Below are 16,655 nucleotides of genomic sequence, written 5' to 3'. Positions count from 1 at the left end.
GCTGGACCGCGCTGCCGGTGGCCCCCGGTGACGCGCTCGCCGACCTGTGGCGGGCGGCCGCGGACCGCGCGGCGGCGGCGCCGCACGGGACGGCGGACGCGGACGCCTCGGAGACGGTGGCAGGGAGCTGGTCATGAACGGGTACTCGGGCCGGGGACGGGACGGGCGCGGTGAGCGGGTCACGGACGGGCGGCTGCTGATGGACGGTCGGCCGGTGGTACCCCACGCCTGCGACCGGTGCGGGCTTTGCCCGGGTCGTCCTGAGCGAAGTGAGGCACGGGCATGAGCGGCCGGGCACGACTGGCGCTGTGTGCGATGGTGGCCACGCTGTGTGCCGCCTGCGCACTGCTGCCGCTGGTGGAACCGATCGGCTGGATGATCCAGGCGGCGATTCTGCTGGCGATCATGACCGGCGTGGGCGCGCTGGCCCGCCGGGTCCCGCTCGCCAGACCGCTGGTCATCGGCGCACAGGCCCTGGTCGCCGTGCCGCTGCTGACCCTGCTCTTCACCCCCGCTGAGGCGATCGTCGGCCTGCTGCCGGGCCCGGAGGCCATCGCGGAGTTCGGCGAGCTGCTCCAGGGCGGCGTACAGGACGTCGGCCGGTACGCCATCCCCGCTCCCGTCACCCCCGGTATCCGGCTGCTGCTGGTCGCCGGTGTGCTGGTGATCGGCCTGGTCGTGGACGCGCTGGCGGTCACGTACCGCAGCGCCGCGCCCGCCGGGCTGCCGCTGCTCGCGCTCTACTCGGTCGCGGCGGGGCTGTCCCAGAGCGGCGCGGGCTGGCTGTGGTTCCTGATCGCGGCGGCCGGCTATCTGCTGCTCCTGATGGCCGAGGGCCGCGACCGGCTCTCCCAGTGGGGCCGGGTGTTCGGCGGGACGGGCACCGGAGCGGACCGACCGGTCGGCGGACCGGCGCCGGCCCCGGTCCGTACGGGCCGCAGGATCGGCGCACTGGCGCTCGGGATCGCGCTGGCGGTACCCGCCGTGCTGCCCTCCCTCGGCAGCGGGCTGATCGGCCGGGCCGGCGGCGGCGCGGGCTCCGGCAGCGGTGGCGGCACGATCTCTGCGGTGAATCCGCTGGTGTCGCTGCAGGACAGCCTCAACCAGCCCGAGGACAAGGAAGTTCTCAACTACCGCACGACCGCCGCCGACACCCGCGGCCTGTATCTGCGGATCGTCGCCCTCGACCAGTTCGACGGCACGACCTGGAAGCCGTCCGAGCGTACGGTCACGGACGTCCCCGAACGGCTTCCGCAGCCGCCCGGCCTCAACTCCACGGTCGGCCGCAACCGCATCAACACCTCGATCTCGACCGCCGAGTGGTACGCCCAGAACTGGCTGCCGCTCCCCTACCCCGCGTCCAAGGTGGACATCTCCGGCCGCTGGCGCTTCGAGCCCGAGGGCCGCACGCTCGTCGGGGACCGCGGGCAGAACACCCGCGGTCTGCAGTACCAGGTCGAGAGCCTGCAGGTGCGGCCCACGTCCCGGCAGCTGGCCACCGCCCCCGCGCCGCCCGCCGACCTGCTGCGCGAGTACACCAAGATCCCCGACTCGCTACCGCCCGTCGTACGGACCACCGCCCGGCAGGTGACGCACGGCGCACCGACCGCCTACGCCAAGGCCGTCAAGCTTCAGGACTGGTTCGCGCTCTACGGCGGCTTCAGCTACAACACGGACGTCCGGGCCGGCAGTGGATCCGGGGCCATCGCGCGGTTCCTGCGGCAGAAGGAGGGCTTCTGCGTCCACTTCTCGTTCTCGATGGCGGCCATGGCCCGGACGCTGGGCATCCCCGCCCGGGTGGCGGTCGGCTTCACCCCGGGCACCAAGCAGCCCGACGGCACGACTTCGGTCGGCCTCAAGGACGCGCACGCCTGGCCCGAGCTGTACTTCCAGGGCATCGGCTGGACCCGCTTCGAACCGACCCCGACCCGCGGCAGTATCCCGGACTACGCCTACCCCGACACCTCGGGCTCGGCCGACCCCGGCAGGCCGGCGCCCCGGCCCTCGCACTCCGAGGCCCCCTCGGACGGCCCGACCACGGCCCCGTCCTGCGGCCCCCGTGAGCAGCGGTCAGATTCCGGGTCGGCATGCGTGACGCTGCCCGCGCAGTCCGCCGCCCGCCCGCCGGAAGGCGGCCTGTCCCCCTGGGTGATCGCCGTCATCGCGCTCGGCGCCGTACTCGTCCTGCTGCTGCCCGCGGTCCCGCTGCTGTGGCGACTGCGGACGCGTTCCCGGCGGCTGGCGGCCGGCGGACCGGGCGGGGACATCGCGGCGGACGCTCTCGCCGCCTGGCGGGAGCTGCTGGACACCGCCTGGGACTTCGGCATCGTGCCGGACGAATCGCTGACCCCGCGCAAGGCGGCCGCCCGGATCATTCACATCGGGGAACTGCAACCGGAGCCGGCCGCGGCAGCGCACCGAGTTGCGGCGGCGGTCGAACAGGCTCTGTACGCCCCGCATCCGCGGCCGGTGGCCGGCCTCGCCCTGGACGTACAGCAGATACGGGCCGGGTTGCAGGCCGGGGCGACCCGTGGCATGCGGCTGCGTGCCCAGTTCGCCCCGCGCTCCGCGGCCCGTCTGCGGTGGGCCTGCTCCGCCCGCTGGACGACCCTGCTGCTCCGGTTCCGCACCAGCCGGCCGGTGGCCACGGCTCGGCGCGCGGCGACCGCCCTCCGGCCGGGACGGCAGCGGGTCTGACCCCTTGAACGAAATACGTGTTGCGGCACGAAAAACGTGTTGCGGCCACCCGATCCTGTCGGGTGGCCGCAACACGAAGAACCGGGAATCCAACGGCCGGAGAGCTGCCGCCGGCAGCGGTGAGCTGCGAAATCCTGGCGTGAAAAGCGCGGGAGGTGACGTCCGGAAGAAATGGTGGAGAAGACCGTTGGACGAACCGGTGGAAGAGACCGTTGTGGGGGCGCGGTGAACTGCCGGGGCCACGAACGCGTCTGAGCCGGGGCCAGGCCCGGTGTCCGGTGGGCCCGGTGTCCGGTGGGCCCGGTGGACCGCCTGGCGGAACCCTGCGGGCCCGTCCGGTCCCTCGGCTCAGTGGCCCTGCTGTTCGTCCCTGCGTCGCTGCCAGCGGTCCTCGATGCGGTTCATCATCGAGCGGCGCTGCCTGGCCTGACGGCGTGCCGGACCGGCTGCGCCGCCTCCGGAACCCGCACCGGCCTGCTGCTCACCCGGCTTCGGAGCCTTGCGCCATCCTGTGACCGCCAGCACCGCACAGCCGAGCATGACGAGGAAACCCACCACGCTGATCCAGATCTGCTGCGCGACCATGCCGGCCATGAGCAGGGCGATACCCACCAGGAAGCCCGCGACCGCTTGGTAGACCCGTCGCCGGGTGTACGTACGCAGCCCGCTTCCCTCAAGCGCTGTCGCGAACTTGGGATCTTCGGCGTACAGCGCTCGCTCCATTTGCTCGAGCATGCGCTGCTCGTGCTCCGAGAGCGGCACGGAGTCCTCCTACTCGTCGGTCGCGGGGGGCGACCGGGGTGCGACCCTTTCAGGATAGGCAGGGAATCGCCCCCGTGAAACCCGCCCCTCGACGCCAATTCACTGTCCGGGCCGCCGTGGCGGCCGGTGGTGATGTTGCCTGCATTCCCCACCCGCCTATCCGTCATGCCGGAACGTCGTACCCCGATCATACGGGGCGAAGGGGCTGATCGGGTGGCCTGTGGCCGACTGCACGCGGTAGCCGGGTGTGCCGCGTGGGTCAGTCACGCTCCGCGAGGACGTGCAGCTGAGTGGCCACGGAGTGGAAGGCGGGCTGCTCGGCGGCGGCCGCCTCAAGCTTCAGCAGCGCGTCCATGGCGCCCGGCTCGGTATCGACCAGCACGCCGGGGACCAGGTCGGCAAAGACCCGTACACCGTGGACCGCGCCGACCTCCAGGCCGGTGGCGGAGACCAGGTCGGTGAGCTGGTCGGCGGTGAACCGGCGCGGCATCGGGTCGCCCTCGCCCCAGTGTCCGGCCGGGTCGGTGAGGGCCTGGTGAGCCTCCCTGAAGTGGCCCGCGAGGGCGCGGGCGAGGACGGCTCCGCCCAGGCCGGCGGCGAGCAGACTGAGGGTGCCGGCCGGGCGCAGCGCGTCGACGGCGTTGCGGAGGCCCTCGGCCGGGTCGTCGACGTACTCCAGCACGCCGTGGCAGAGCACGGCGTCATAGCCGCCGCGCTCGACGACGTCGAACAGACCGTGGGCGTCGCCCTGGACCGCGCGTACCCGGTCGGCGACGCCGGCCTCCGCCGCGCGGCGCTCCAGGGCGAAGAGGGCGTTGGGGCTGGGGTCGACGACGGTGACGCGGTGGCCGAGGCGGGCCACCGGCACGGCGAAGTTGCCGGTGCCGCCGCCGGTGTCGAGGACGTCCAGGGCGTCGCGCCCGGCGGCCTTGACCCGGCGCTCCAGGGCGTCCTTGAGGACCTCCCAGACCACGGCGGTACGAAGGGATGCGCGCGGGCGCAGCGGGTCAGACACGGCGGGTGGCTCCTCGGCGGGGGCATGAACATCTAGGCGTCCTCCACCCTATTCCGTCCCGCGCCGTACGCCGCCTGCGGAGCCTCACGAAGGGGGTGTGGCGGGGCGGGGACGGGGGTGGACGGGGTGCGCGGTGGCGGCGGCACCTCTCTTCCCTCCCCTCTCCCCCGCCCCCACCCCACCCCGCTCCCCGGAACGCAGCGCCCCCGGTCACAGCCGCCCCGCCAGACGCGCGCGCCTCCCCCAGGCGGGACGCCCTGTTGCCGACTCGGCCCCCTACCCCGCCCGCTGGGGCGGCAGCGACGGCTGGAGGAGCAGCATGCGCTCCACCAGGCGCAGGAACATGGCGGCGTCGCGCAGAAGATCGTCGGCGTCGCGGCGACCGGCCGCGCCGGCTATGCCGGCCTCCGCCTTGGCGCGGCGGGCGGCGCCGGCGGCGAACAGGGCGCTCCACTCGGTGAGTTCGGGAGCGACCTCGGGCAGCACCTCCCAGGCGCTACGGATACGCTGCCTCCGGCGCACGGTGGTCTCCGGCCGGCCGCGGACGGCGAGGACGGCGGCGGCGGTGCGCAGTGCGGCCAGGTGGGCCGTGGCGAACTGCTCGTTGGGGGTTTCCAGGGTCTGTGCTTCGTCGAGGCCGTGCTGGGCCTTGGCGAGCAGGTCGAGGGCGGCCGGTGGTGCGGCCGCCCGTCGCAGGACGGGGTGGACATCGCTCGGGGGACCGTACGCAGCGGAGCTGCCCGCGCTGGGACGAGCTGCCATGACGAACCTCCTGTCGTCGCATGCCGGTTCGGGACCGAATGCCGATTCGGGACCGTATGACCCCATCGTGAGGTACACCACTGACAATCGACCCTGACCTGCTCTTTCGTCGTGAAGGGGGAAGGGAACCCCGGCGGATTCCCAAGACCCCCTTGCGGAACGGGGGGTGGGGTGCTGCATACTTTTTGAACTGACCAGTCAGTTCAAAGGAGGGGATCGTGGACAGCACCCCGCACGGGGCGGCGGTCACGGCCGTGGGATTCGGGGTCAAGGGCCCCCGCGGATGGGCGTTCCGGAACATCGACCTCACGGCCGCGCCCGGCTCACTGATCGCCGTACAGGGCCCTTCGGGCTCGGGCCGTACGTGTCTGCTGCTCGCGCTCACCGGCCGGATGAAGTCCGCCGCGGGCACCGCGGAGATCGGCGGACTGCCGCTGCCCAAGAAGATGTCCGCGGTCCGGTCCGTCACCGCGCTCGCCCATGTGCCGGGGGTCGCCGAGCTCGATCCCGCGCTGACCGTGGGCGAGCACTTGCGCGAACGCGCCCTGTTGCAGGGCCGGTTCGGCGGTTCGCTGCGGGGGCTGCTGCGGCCGCGCCGGGAGCGCAGGGCGAAGGCCCGCGCCCTGGTGGACGACGCGCTCACGGCGGCCGGTCTCGATCTGGAGTCGCTGCCCAAGGGGATCCGTACCTCGGTGCGCGATCTGGAGCGGCTGGAGGCGCTGCGGCTGTCCGTGGCGCTCGCGCTGATCGGCGGGCCGCGGCTGCTGGCCGTCGACGACACCGATCTGAAGCTGTCCGACGGGGAGCGCGCGGCGGCCTGGGCGATGCTGCGGAGCCTTGCGGCGGCCGGCACGACGGTGCTCGCGGTGTGCAGCGAGCCGCCCGAGGGCGGCGAGGGCGTGCTGCTGGTACGTACGGGCGACCGTCCGGAACAGGACCCCCCGCAGGCCGCGCCCGGCGACGGCCCCACCGCCACACCGGACGCCGCCCCGGAGAGCGACGACGGCAGGAAGAGCGAGAACGGGCACGACGACGAGGAGGGGGCGGCCGATGCGCTCGCCGAAGCTGGCCGCGCTTGAGCTGAAGCGGTTCGGTAGGGGAAAGCTGCCGCGCGCGGCGCTGGCGGCCCTTCTGCTGCTGCCGCTCCTGTACGGCGCGCTGTATTTGTGGTCCTTCTGGGACCCGTACGGGCGGCTGGACAGGATTCCGGTGGCGCTGGTCAACGAGGACAAGGGCGCCGACGTCGACGGGAAGCGGATCTCGGCGGGCGACAGCATCGTCTCCGGGCTGCGCGACAGCCACACCTTCGACTGGCACCCCGTGGACGCCGGGAAGGCCGCCAGGGGCGTCGAGGACGGCTCGTACTACCTCTCGCTGTCCATCCCGAAGGACTTCAGCCGGCGGATCGCCTCCAGTTCCGGGGACCACCCGGAGACCGGCGCCCTCAAGGTCCGGACGAACGACGCGAACAACTACATCGTCGGGCAGATCTCCCGGACGGTGTTCTCCGAGGTGCGCTCCGCGGCCTCCGCGAAGTCGTCGCGTACCTTCCTCGACAAGATCTTTGTGTCGTTCTCGACGCTGCACGGCAGGACCGAGCAGGCCGCGGACGGCGCCGACCGGCTCAAGGACGGCATCGGGCAGGCCAAGGACGGCACGGGCAAACTGGCCGACGGTCTGGGCACCGCGAAGGACGGCAGCGGCAAACTGGTCACGGGCCTGGGCGACCTCGACGCGGGCGCCGGGCGGCTCACCCAGGGCAGCTTTGACCTCGCCCGGGGAGCCGGTACGGCGGCCCGCGGCTCGCGCCAACTGGCCGACGGTTCCGGGCAGGTGGCGCAGGGCACCCAGCAGCTGGCCGACACGGTCAACGGCGTCGTCGGCAAGGTGGGCCCGTTCATCCGGGCGCACGGCAAGGAGATCGGCGAGGCGGCACAGCTCGTCGCGGACGGCTCGCAGGCGGTCCGGGACCATCTGGACAAGCTCCCCGCCGCGGCCGCCGACGGGGCGAAGCTCTCGCGGGGGATCTCCGACCGTCTGGCCACCTACTACCGGCTGCGCTGCGAGAGCGGGGTGCAGCTCGACACCTCCTGCGCCGAGCTGAAGAAGCTCACGGAGCAGGCGGACACCGCGGCGGACAAGGCCGAGGAGGTCAGCGGGTACGTCCACGACCAGAAGAACCTGGAACAACTGGGGCGGGACCTGGACACCTTGCACTCGCTGGCGAGTGAGCTGGCCGAGCACGGGCCCACACTGGGCGCCGACATGGACGCCGCGGTCAAGAAGATCAACGACCTGAACGACGGTGCGCACAAGGTCTCCGCGGGCGCCCGCAAGCTGGCCGCGGGCAACGCCCAACTGGCCGCCGGCGCGGACAAGCTCAACGACGGTGCGCACCAGCTGCACGACGGCACCGGCCGCGCCGCGGCCGGAATGGGCGACCTCGACTCCGGTGTGGGCAAGCTCAAGGACGGCGCGCAGACACTGGACGGCGGCATGTTCAAGCTCTCCGACGGCTCGCAGAAGCTGGCCGGCGGGCTGCACGACGGGGCGAAGCAGATCCCCGACTACGGCAGGAAGGACCGCGACGCGCGCACGCTGGTGATGTCCGATCCGGTGCAGCTGGCCTCGGACTCCGCCCACAAGGCGCCCAACTACGGCACCGGGTTCGCCCCGTACTTCATCCCGCTGTCCTTGTGGGTCGGCTCGATGGTGGCGTACATGCTGATCCAGCCGCTCAACCGGCGGGCGCTGGCGATGGGCGCGTCCTCCTGGCGGGTGGCGGCGTCCGGATGGCTGCCGGTGTTCGGGGTGGGGGTGCTGCAGACCGCGGCGCTGATGTCCGTGCTGCACTTCGCGCTCGGTCTGGAGATGGTCCGGGCGGCCGGCACGATCGGCTTCCTGGTGCTGGTCACGGCCTGTTTCTCGGCGATCGTGCAGTGGCTGAACGCGCAGTTCGGGCCGGCCGGCCGGATCCTGGTGCTGGCGCTGCTGATGCTCCAGCTGACCTCGGCGGGCGGCACCTATCCGGTGCAGACCAGCCCCGGCTTCTTCGGCGCCATCCACCCCTATCTGCCGATGAGTTACATCGTGGAGGGGCTGCGCCGGCTCATCACGGGCGGTGGGCTCGCGCCCGTATGGCAGGGCAGTGCGGTGCTGCTGGCGTTCACCGCCGGGGCGCTCGCGCTGACCTCGCTGACGGCGCGCGGCCGGCAGGTGGTGCGGATGAAGGACCTGCATCCGGAGCTGAGCCTGTGAGCGCCCACCCGTCGCCCGCCACCACCCTGCCGGAGGCGCTACGCGCCGCGCATCGATCGGTGGCGACCGGCACAATCACCCCCATGGACAGCTCCAATACACGCCGCGACGCCACCCGGCGCAAGCTCTTCGAGGCCGCGGTCACGCTCATCGCCGAACAGGGCTTCTCGTCCACCACGGTGGACGAGATCGCCGAGCGGGCGGGCGTCGCGAAGGGCACCGTCTACTACAACTTCGCGAGCAAGAACGTTCTCTTCGAGGAGCTGCTGCGGCACGGCATCGAGCTGCTGGCGACCTCCTTGCAGGCCGCCGCCGAGGAGGTCACCGACCGGGGCGGCAGCCGGATCGACGCGCTGGACGCGATGATCCGGGCTGGTCTGCACTTCATCTCCCGTTACCCGGCGCTCACCCAGCTCTACGTCGCCGAGCTGTGGCGCACCAACCGGGCCTGGCAGTCGACGCTGATGGTGGTGCGCGAGCGGGCCATCACGGTGGTGGAGGACGTGCTGCGCGAGGCGGTGGCCCATGAGGAGCTGAGCGAGGACATCGACATCCCGCTGACCGCGTCGGCGCTGTTCGGGATGGTCCTGGTGGCCGCCCTGGACTGGCAGTCCTACCAGCCGGACCGGTCGATCGACGAGGTGCACGCCGCGCTGTCGCGGCTGCTCCAGGGGCGGGTCAGCGGCCGCCCCGCGTAGTCCTCGGAATACGAGTGCGCGCCGTATTGGTCAGGTACGGCGCGCACCCCTTTTCTTCCCCGTGGGCCCGCACAAAAGAGTGCGCCGCCCTGGCACGGACCGTTCCCCCACCGATCCGACCAGGGCGGCGATTCCCCCGTGCTCCCCCGTGGAGCCCCCGTGGCTCCCCCCGTATTTCCCCCGTACTTCCCCCGTCACGTCCGGGAGCCGCGCCGCTCCGCCGCCCCGTGTCGGCGGTGCGGCGCCGCTTCCCTTCCGTGGTCCCCACTCTTTCGTCCGGGAGGCCGCCGGCCTATCCGCGTACCTACTCATCTCGGCGTCTGAGTACGGATACTCAAACCTGAGCACCGGCCCCCAACCACCGCCTACGATCGGCCGGGTGTCCGTACTTCCCTTGGTGTTCACCAGTGGCTGGGCGAGCGGGATCAACGCCTATGCCGTCGTCCTGCTGTTCGGCCTGCTCGGCGCGACCGGCGTCACCGATGAGGTGCCCGCGTCGTTGCAGCGCCCCGATGTGCTCATCGTGGCCGGGGTGCTCTTCCTGTGTGAGGCCGTCGCCGACAAGATCCCGTACGTGGACTCGGTCTGGGACGCCGTGCACACGGTGATCCGGCCGGTCGCCGGCGCCGTGGTGGCGGCGCTGCTGGCCGGGCACAACGGTTCGCTGCCCGAGCTGGCGGCGGGCGCGGTGGGCGGCTCCACCGCGCTGCTGAGCCATCTGGTCAAGGCGGGCACACGGATCGCGGTCAACACCTCGCCGGAGCCGGCCAGCAACATCGTGCTGAGCCTGCTGGAGGATCTGGGCGTCGCCGGGATCATCGCCTTCGCGGTCTTCCATCCGGTGGCCGCGGCGGTCATCGCGGCCGGGCTGCTGGCCGCGGGCATCGCGCTGGTGGTCCTCCTCTGGTCGCGGATCCGCCGCTTCCTGCGGCGCAGGCGTCAGCGGCGCGAGGACAAGCGGCTGGCCACCGCGGGCGGCGCGGTGCCACCGGCCGGCTGAAGCGGCGTCGGCACAGGGCCTGGCAGCGGCCGTGCGGGCGTTGTCGGTGGGGCCGGATAAAGTCGCAGGCATGGCACGGATTGCGGTGATCGGCGCCGGGATGGGCGCGATGGCAGCCGCCGCCCGGCTGGCCGTCGCGGGCCACCAGGTGGCGGTGTTCGAGCGTGCCGCGACGCATGGCGGCGCGGTGCGACGGTTCGAGCGGGACGGCTTCGCCTTCGATACGGGGCCGGGCCTGCTGCATCTGCCCGCGGTCTACCGCGATCTGTTCCTCAAGACCGGCCGCGAGCCGCTGGAGAGCTGCGTCGAGCTGTCCCAGGTCGACCCCGCGAGCCGCCATGTCTTCGCCGACGGCACGGCCGTATCGCTGCCGAACGCCTCGCGGGCCGGTGTCCTCGCGGCCCTGGACGAGACGCTGGGCGCCGGCTCCGGTGAGCGCTGGAGCGCGCTGGTGGGCCGCGCCCGCGAGGCCTGGGACGCCACCCGCCGGCCGCTCCTGGAGGAGCCGCTGTGGCGGGAGTGGCGGATGCTGGGGCGTGATCCGTATCCGGCGGTGCGCAGGCGCGGGCTGTTCGGCCGGGGCAAGGGCCCCACGACGGCCACCCTCGCCGAGGTCGCCCGCCGCGAGCTGGCCGACCCCCGGCTGGTCGCGCTGCTGGAGAGCCATGCGCTGGCGTACGGCTTCGACCCGCGCAGCGCCCCCGCGAGCGCCGTCGTGCTGCCGTACATGGAGCAGACCTTCGGGAGTTGGTACCCGCGCGGCGGTATGCGGGCGCTGGCCGACGCGCTGTACGAGCGCTGCCTGGCGCGCAAGGTGGAGTTCACCTTCGGGGCGGAGGTGACCGGGATCGTCGAGAAGGACGGGCGGGCGGCGGGCGTCGAGCTGGCCGACGGCCGGGTGGCGGACGCGGAGTTCGTGGTGGCGGGCATCGATCCGGCCGGGCTTCCCGCGCTCCTCGGGGGGCGGGATCCGTACGGGGAGGACGAGGTGCGTCCGCGGACCGGTCCGGGCGACCGTGCGCCGGGGCGGCTGACGGTCTGTGTGGCGCTGCGCGGAGCGCGGGAGGCGGGAGCGGCGCATCGGACCGTCGTCCATGCGCCGGACCGGGCCGCGGAGCTGGCGGGCGTGTTCGGGGACGGCCTCGATCTGCGGACGCCCTGCGAGCGGCCGACGGTGACGGTGCTGCGCCCGGACGATCCCGCCTCCCGGCCCGATGACGGCCATGAGGCCGTGACGCTGACCGCGACCGTGGCCCCGCACGGGCCGGTCGACTGGAGGGACCGCGAGGCGGCCGCGGCGGACGCCGACCGGCTGACCGAGATCGCCGAGGCCGCGGTTCCCGGGCTGCGGGAGCGGATGCTGTGGCGGGAGGTTCTGCCGCCCACGGACGACATGTTGGTGCCGGGACCGGCGCTGGCGGGGCAGGAAGGCCGCTTTCTGCGGCCCGGCAACCGCACCCGGATACCGGGGCTCTACGCGGTCGGTGGCTGGTCACACCCGGGCGGCGGGCCGGCGCATGCCGGGATGTCCGGCGCGATCGTCGCGGGCCTGATCGTCAACGGTGATGACTGGCACGGCTCGACATGAGGGCGTAGCGGCGGCCGCGGCCGGCGGTGGTCGCCGCGGCCCTGCGTGTCCCGCCCGGACTCAGTAGCGGTAGGGCTGCCCGTCGTACGTCTGCTGCTGGTAGGGCGGGTAAGGCTGCTCGGGCGGGAGTTCGCCGTCGCGCTGCTGGGGGACCCAGACCCCGCCGGGCGGCGTCTCGCCGTAGCCCTGTTCCGGGTTCTGGCCGAGCGGCTGCCCCTGGCTGTCGTACTGCTGCGCGCCGTAGGGCGGCTGGGCGTAGGGGTCCGGCTGCTCGTACGGGTCGTAGGTGGCGGCGTACTGCTGGGCGCCGGTGTACGGGTCGGCGTAGGGCGCCTGCCGGCCCTGGCCGTCGCCGTAGGCCGCGTAGGGGTCGGCGTAGCCGTCCTGGCCTGCGGCGGGGCCGTAACTGCCGCCGTACGCATAGCCGTTGCCGTCGCTGTTCCCGTTGTCGGGGGCGCTGCCGTAGGCGTCGTAGCCGGGCTGCGGGGTGCGGGCGTCGGGGCTGTATATGCCGTACTGGCCGGTCTCGTCGGGCATCGGCTGCGGGGCGTAGACGGCGCCGGCGCCGGCCTGCGCATAGTCGTCCTGGACGGCGAAGGGCTGCGTGGCATAGGCGCCCTGGTCCTGGGGGGCGCCCTGGTCCTGGTACGGATCCTGGCCGCGGTAGCCGCCGTTGGCCTCGTAGGCGTTGGGCGCGTAGTCGTTGGGCGCGTAGTCGTTGGGCGCGTACGCGGTGGCCTCGTAGTCGCCCGCACGGTAGTCGTAGGAACTCTGCCCGGCGTAGGTGTCCTGGCTCTGGAAGCCGCCGGTGGACTCGAAGGTGTCCTGGCCCCCGTCGGCGCCCTGGCCCGGGCCGTCGGCGGGCGCCACGGCCTCCAGATCGGAGACCTGGAGCGTCGGCTCGGCGGCCGGCCGGCCCGTCGGCCGGGCCCGTCGGCGCCTGCTCTCGCCGGGCTTGCCGCCCAGCGCCCAGCCGGTGTTGAAGCCGCGCTTGAAGGAGAGCGTCACATTGGTCTGGCCGATGGCGAAGGCGATGGCGCCCACCCCGATCACGATCACCGAGGGGATGATGACGCCGACGACCACGCCGAGGAAGCCGCTGAAGGCGAGCAACCGCCAGCGCAGCCGGGCCTTGTACTGGAGCAGGACCTCACCCAGCAGCCACAGGGCGACCAGGCCGAACGCGATGTAGAGGACCGTCCAGCCCATATACGCCCCTCTTCCGCCGCTCGCCGGCAACCGTGATCAGGACTGCTGGTGCAGGCCCAGATTCTCGTAGATTTCCAGGGTCGCCGTGGAGTGGTTCAGGGTAATGAAGTGCAACCCGGGAACGTCCTCGGCCATCAAGCGCGCACACAGGTCCGTTGCGTACTCGATGCCAATGGAGCGTACCGCCGCCGGATCGTCCTTGACCGCGAGGATGCGCTCGGCCAGCTCGGGCGGGAAGGCCGCATTGCTGAGCTGTGCGAACCGCTCGATCTGGCGCACGTTCGTCACCGGCATGATCTCCGGAATGATCGGCGTTGAACAGCCCGCCGCCGCAACCCGTTCCCGCAGCCGGAAATAGTCCTCGGGGTAGAAGAACATCTGGGTGATGGCGAAGTCCGCGCCGGCCCGGCACTTGTCGACGAAGTGCGCGACGTCCGTGTCCCAGTCCGTCGAGCGCGGGTGCATCTCGGGGAAGGCGGCGACGCCGACGCAGAAGTCGCCGGACTCCTTGATGAGGCGGACCAGGTCGGCGGCGTAGGCGACGCCGTCGGGGTGCTTGACCCACTCGCCCATCGGGTCGCCGGGCGGGTCGCCGCGCAACGCGAGCATATTGCGGATCCCGGCGTCGGCGTACTGGCCGATGATGTTGCGCAGATCCGCCGTGGAGTGATTGACCGCGGTCAGATGGGCGACCGGGGTGAGGGTGGTGTCGGTGGCGATACGCTCGGTCGCGCGCACCGTGCCGTCACGGGAGGTGCCGCCGGCGCCGTACGTCACCGAGACAAAGGTCGGGGAGACGGCCTCGATCCGACGAATGGCGTTCCACAGGGTCCGCTCACCCTTCTCGGTCCTCGGGGCGGCGAACTCGAACGAGTAGGACTGCTTGCCGGAAGCGAGCAGTTCGCGCACGGTGCGTGCGCGATCAGTCCTGGTGGAAGCTGTACCTAGGGCCATACCGGCAGGTTAACCACCGGCCGGGCACACACCAACCGTCATCGGCGTTATGCCTGGTTGGTCCGGTTCGTGTCCACTGGTTGGACATTTTCCGGCCTCCCGGATGACCGGAAGGCGTCACAGAACCGCCCGACGCCCGAAGAACGCCGCCGGCAGTCCCTGGTTCTAGGCCCTGTCGTCCCAGGTACGGATGCGCTTGGCCAGTGCCGCGGCCGCCGCGCCCGGATCGTCCGCCTGGGTGAGGGCGCGGACCACCACGACCCGGCGGGCGCCCGCCTTCAGCACCTCGTCCAGATTGCCGGCGTCGATCCCGCCGATTGCGAACCAGGGGCGCTCGGGCGCCCGCGACGCGGTGTAGCGGACCAGGTCGAGGCCGGGGGCATGACGGCCCGGCTTGGTGGGCGTCGGCCAGCACGGGCCGGTGCAGAAGTAGTCCACCCCCGCCTCGGCGATCGCGGCGTCCACCTCGGTCTCGGCGTGGGTGGAGCGGCCTATGAGGACGTCCGGGCCGAGAACGGCGCGGGCGGCCGGAACCGGCAGATCCCCCTGCCCGAGATGGAGCACATCGCTGCCGATCGCATGGGCGACATCCGCGCGGTCGTTGACCGCGAGCAGCTTGCCGTGCCGCCGGCAGGCGTCCGCGAAGACCTCCAGGTGTCTGAGCTCCTCGCCGGCCTCCATGCCCTTGTCGCGCAGCTGGACGATGTCCACGCCCGAGGCGAGCACCGCGTCCAGGAACTGCGCGAGGTCGCCCTGCTGCTTGCGGGCGTCTGTGCAGAGGTAGAGCCGGGCGTCGGACAGGGCCTGTCGTGCGGTGGTCATCGGGCGGCTACCCCCCAGGTCGGGGACGTACGGGCCGGGCCTTCCGGCCCGTACGTCCCTCAGATGTGGATACGGATGCTGGTGCGGATACTGATGAGAGCGCCGCGCGGGGCGCGTCAGACGGCGAGGGCCTGGGCCCGGCGCTTCACCTCCGTGCCGCGATTCTCGCGCAGCGCCTGCGCCGGCGTACCGGGCAGGGTCTCATCCGCGGTGAACAGCCATTCCAGCATCTCCTCGTCGGTGAAGCCGTCGTCCTTGAGCAGGGTGAGCGTGCCGACGAGGCCCTTGACCACCTTGTCGTCCTGGATGAAATCGGCGGGCACGTGCAGCGCCCTGTTCTCGCCGCGGCGCACCGCGATCAGCTGGCCTTCCTTGACCAGCTGCCGGACGCGCGTCACCTCGACGCCGAGCTTTTCGGCGATGTCGGGGAGGGTGAGCCAGGCGGGGACGAGTCCATCGATGTTTGCGTCAATCTCGGTCACAGGACAAGCGTGCCACCTCGCACTGACAGCCGGTAGCCGGGCATCGCCGTCAGGGGCTTCGTGCACACCGGAGGGTGACGGCGCGCTCCGGTGCGGCCACCGGCTGCGCGCCCGCGGCGCCCCCGGCCCGCGACGCCCCGGCTACAGCGCCGCGGCCTTCAGCGGTACCGCTGCGTTCGCGGCCCGCTCCCGGTCGAGGGCCACGCCCCGCTCGATGAGCTTGCGCCCCTGGGCGAGGTCCCGCGGCCGGCCCACCGCCAGCAGCGCGACCAGCCGCCCGTCGCGCAGCCAGATCACCGACCAGGCGGCCCCGGCCGGATCGCCGCGCCAGACCAGCTCGTCGGCGTCCACATGGTGGCCCGCGTACTGGACGAACCGGCCGAACTGCTCGGACCAGAAGTACGGGACGGGGTCGTAGACCACCCCTTCCGCCTCACCGCGGGCGATGTTCTCGGCGACCGTACGGGGGCCCTGGAGGGCGTTGTCCCAGTGGTGGATCAGCAGCCGGCTGCCGTAGCGGGTCGACGGGAAGGACGCGCAGTCGCCGACCGCGTACACATCGGGCACGGAGGTGCGCAGCCGTTCGTCGGCCAGCACGGAACCGTCCTCGGGCGACACCGCGACGCCCGAGCCGGCCAGCCAGGCGGTGGCGGGCCGGGCGCCGATGCCGACGACCACGGCGTCGGCGGGCAGCCTCGTGCCGTCCGCGAGCGTGACCGTGCCCGAGGTGACGGACGCGACCCGGGCGCCGGTGCGCAGCTCGGCGCCGGCGTCCGCGTACCAGCCGGTCATGTGGGCGGCGACCTCGGCGGGCAGCGCACCGGCCAGCGGGCGGTCGGCGGCCTCGACGACGGTGACCGCGCAGCCCGCCTCGCGCGCGGCGGTCGCGAACTCGGCGCCGATCCAGCCGGCCCCGACGACCACGATCTCGTGCTGCGCGGCGAGCACCGGCCGCAGCCGTTCGGCGTCGTCGAGGGTGCGCAGCAGGTGGACGCCGGGCAGCCCCTCGCTGCCGGGCAGCAGGATCGGGTCGGCGCCGGTGGCGATGACCGCGTAGTCGTACGGCACCGGGCCCTCGGCGGTCTCGACCAGATGGGCGTCCGGTACCAGGGCGGTGACCCGGCGGCTGAGGTGGAGTTCGATGTCGAGCGCGGCGAAGTCGACGTCGAAGGTGGAGCCGTCCGCCTTGCCCAGCAGCACCGCCTTGGACAGCGGGGGGCGGTCGTAGGGCTGGTGGGGCTCGTCGCCGAGGAGCGTGATCGCGCCGCGCCAGCCCTGTTCGCGGAGGGCGACCGCGGTCTGCACACCGGCGATTCCCGCGCCGACGATCACGACGTGCGGCGTGCGGTCAGGGGCCTGGGAAGACTTGCTCTGCTCGCTCACCCGATCACTCTAGGACGGCGGAAGA

General features: G+C 72.7%; 14 protein-coding genes. 6 read left to right on the top strand and 8 right to left on the bottom strand.

Going from position 1 to position 16,655, the window contains the following annotated elements:
* Positions 1-282 precede the first annotated feature (282 nt).
* On the top strand, positions 283-2,697 hold the full coding sequence (locus DY245_RS30505; RefSeq protein WP_128510432.1) for a transglutaminase TgpA family protein: 2,415 nt from the start codon (positions 283-285) through the stop codon (positions 2,695-2,697).
* Between the two features lie 348 nt (positions 2,698-3,045).
* On the opposite strand, the gene DY245_RS30500 is transcribed toward DY245_RS30505, so the two are convergent.
* The 3 genes from DY245_RS30500 to DY245_RS30490 all read right to left on the bottom strand — a co-directional run bounded on the left by DY245_RS30500 (position 3,046) and on the right by DY245_RS30490 (position 5,236).
* Positions 3,046-3,459, bottom strand: a complete 414-nt coding sequence (locus tag DY245_RS30500) for a DUF3040 domain-containing protein (protein WP_128510431.1) — start codon at positions 3,457-3,459, stop codon at positions 3,046-3,048.
* Between the two features lie 259 nt (positions 3,460-3,718).
* Positions 3,719-4,474: a methyltransferase gene (locus DY245_RS30495; RefSeq protein WP_128510430.1), complete on the bottom strand. Its 756-nt coding sequence runs from the start codon at positions 4,472-4,474 to the stop codon at positions 3,719-3,721.
* A gap of 276 nt (positions 4,475-4,750) precedes the next feature.
* The gene (locus tag DY245_RS30490) at positions 4,751-5,236 is read right to left on the bottom strand and encodes an SAV_6107 family HEPN domain-containing protein (protein WP_128510429.1); all 486 of its coding nucleotides are present in this window, start codon (positions 5,234-5,236) and stop codon (positions 4,751-4,753) included.
* Between the two features lie 218 nt (positions 5,237-5,454).
* On the opposite strand from DY245_RS30490, the gene DY245_RS30485 reads away from it, so the two are divergent.
* From DY245_RS30485 to DY245_RS30465, 5 genes are all read left to right on the top strand, one after another.
* Positions 5,455-6,315 (top strand): ATP-binding cassette domain-containing protein, encoded by an 861-nt coding sequence (locus DY245_RS30485; RefSeq protein ID WP_128510428.1) that lies wholly within the window; start codon positions 5,455-5,457, stop codon positions 6,313-6,315.
* Positions 6,287-8,494, top strand: a complete 2,208-nt coding sequence (locus DY245_RS30480; protein ID WP_128510427.1) for a YhgE/Pip domain-containing protein — start codon at positions 6,287-6,289, stop codon at positions 8,492-8,494. The genes DY245_RS30485 and DY245_RS30480 overlap by 29 nt, the downstream gene beginning before the upstream one ends.
* A gap of 83 nt (positions 8,495-8,577) precedes the next feature.
* Positions 8,578-9,192: a TetR/AcrR family transcriptional regulator gene (locus tag DY245_RS30475; protein ID WP_128510426.1), complete on the top strand. Its 615-nt coding sequence runs from the start codon at positions 8,578-8,580 to the stop codon at positions 9,190-9,192.
* Positions 9,193-9,571: 379 nt separating this feature from the next.
* Positions 9,572-10,192, top strand: coding sequence for a DUF4126 domain-containing protein (locus DY245_RS30470; RefSeq protein WP_128510425.1), 621 nt, complete (start codon positions 9,572-9,574; stop codon positions 10,190-10,192).
* Between the two features lie 70 nt (positions 10,193-10,262).
* The gene (locus DY245_RS30465; RefSeq protein WP_128510424.1) at positions 10,263-11,780 is read left to right on the top strand and encodes a phytoene desaturase family protein; all 1,518 of its coding nucleotides are present in this window, start codon (positions 10,263-10,265) and stop codon (positions 11,778-11,780) included.
* A 60-nt stretch (positions 11,781-11,840) separates the two neighbouring features.
* Here DY245_RS30465 and DY245_RS30460 read toward each other — a convergent pair whose 3' ends face one another.
* The 5 genes from DY245_RS30460 to DY245_RS30440 all read right to left on the bottom strand — a co-directional run bounded on the left by DY245_RS30460 (position 11,841) and on the right by DY245_RS30440 (position 16,630).
* A complete protein-coding gene (locus DY245_RS30460; RefSeq protein WP_128510423.1) occupies positions 11,841-12,989 on the bottom strand; it encodes a chromosomal replication initiator protein DnaA in 1,149 nt (382 codons plus the stop codon).
* Positions 12,990-13,025: 36 nt separating this feature from the next.
* The gene (gene metF / locus DY245_RS30455; RefSeq protein ID WP_128510422.1) at positions 13,026-13,943 is read right to left on the bottom strand and encodes a methylenetetrahydrofolate reductase [NAD(P)H]; all 918 of its coding nucleotides are present in this window, start codon (positions 13,941-13,943) and stop codon (positions 13,026-13,028) included.
* A gap of 165 nt (positions 13,944-14,108) precedes the next feature.
* On the bottom strand, positions 14,109-14,765 hold the full coding sequence (gene thiE / locus DY245_RS30450; protein ID WP_128510421.1) for a thiamine phosphate synthase: 657 nt from the start codon (positions 14,763-14,765) through the stop codon (positions 14,109-14,111).
* Between the two features lie 116 nt (positions 14,766-14,881).
* Positions 14,882-15,247: an Rv2175c family DNA-binding protein gene (locus DY245_RS30445; RefSeq protein ID WP_128510420.1), complete on the bottom strand. Its 366-nt coding sequence runs from the start codon at positions 15,245-15,247 to the stop codon at positions 14,882-14,884.
* Positions 15,248-15,388: 141 nt separating this feature from the next.
* Positions 15,389-16,630 carry an NAD(P)/FAD-dependent oxidoreductase gene (locus DY245_RS30440; RefSeq protein WP_128510419.1) on the bottom strand — a complete coding sequence of 414 codons (1,242 nt, stop codon included), beginning with the start codon at positions 16,628-16,630 and terminating at the stop codon, positions 15,389-15,391.
* Positions 16,631-16,655: the final 25 nt, after the last annotated feature.

The sequence above is a fragment of the Streptomyces inhibens genome (genome assembly GCF_003389455.1).
Taxonomy (GTDB): Bacteria; Actinomycetota; Actinomycetes; order Streptomycetales; family Streptomycetaceae; genus Streptomyces; species Streptomyces inhibens.
The sequence above is the reverse complement of the archived record's forward strand: the minus strand, read 5'-3'. Positions and strand labels throughout refer to the sequence as shown.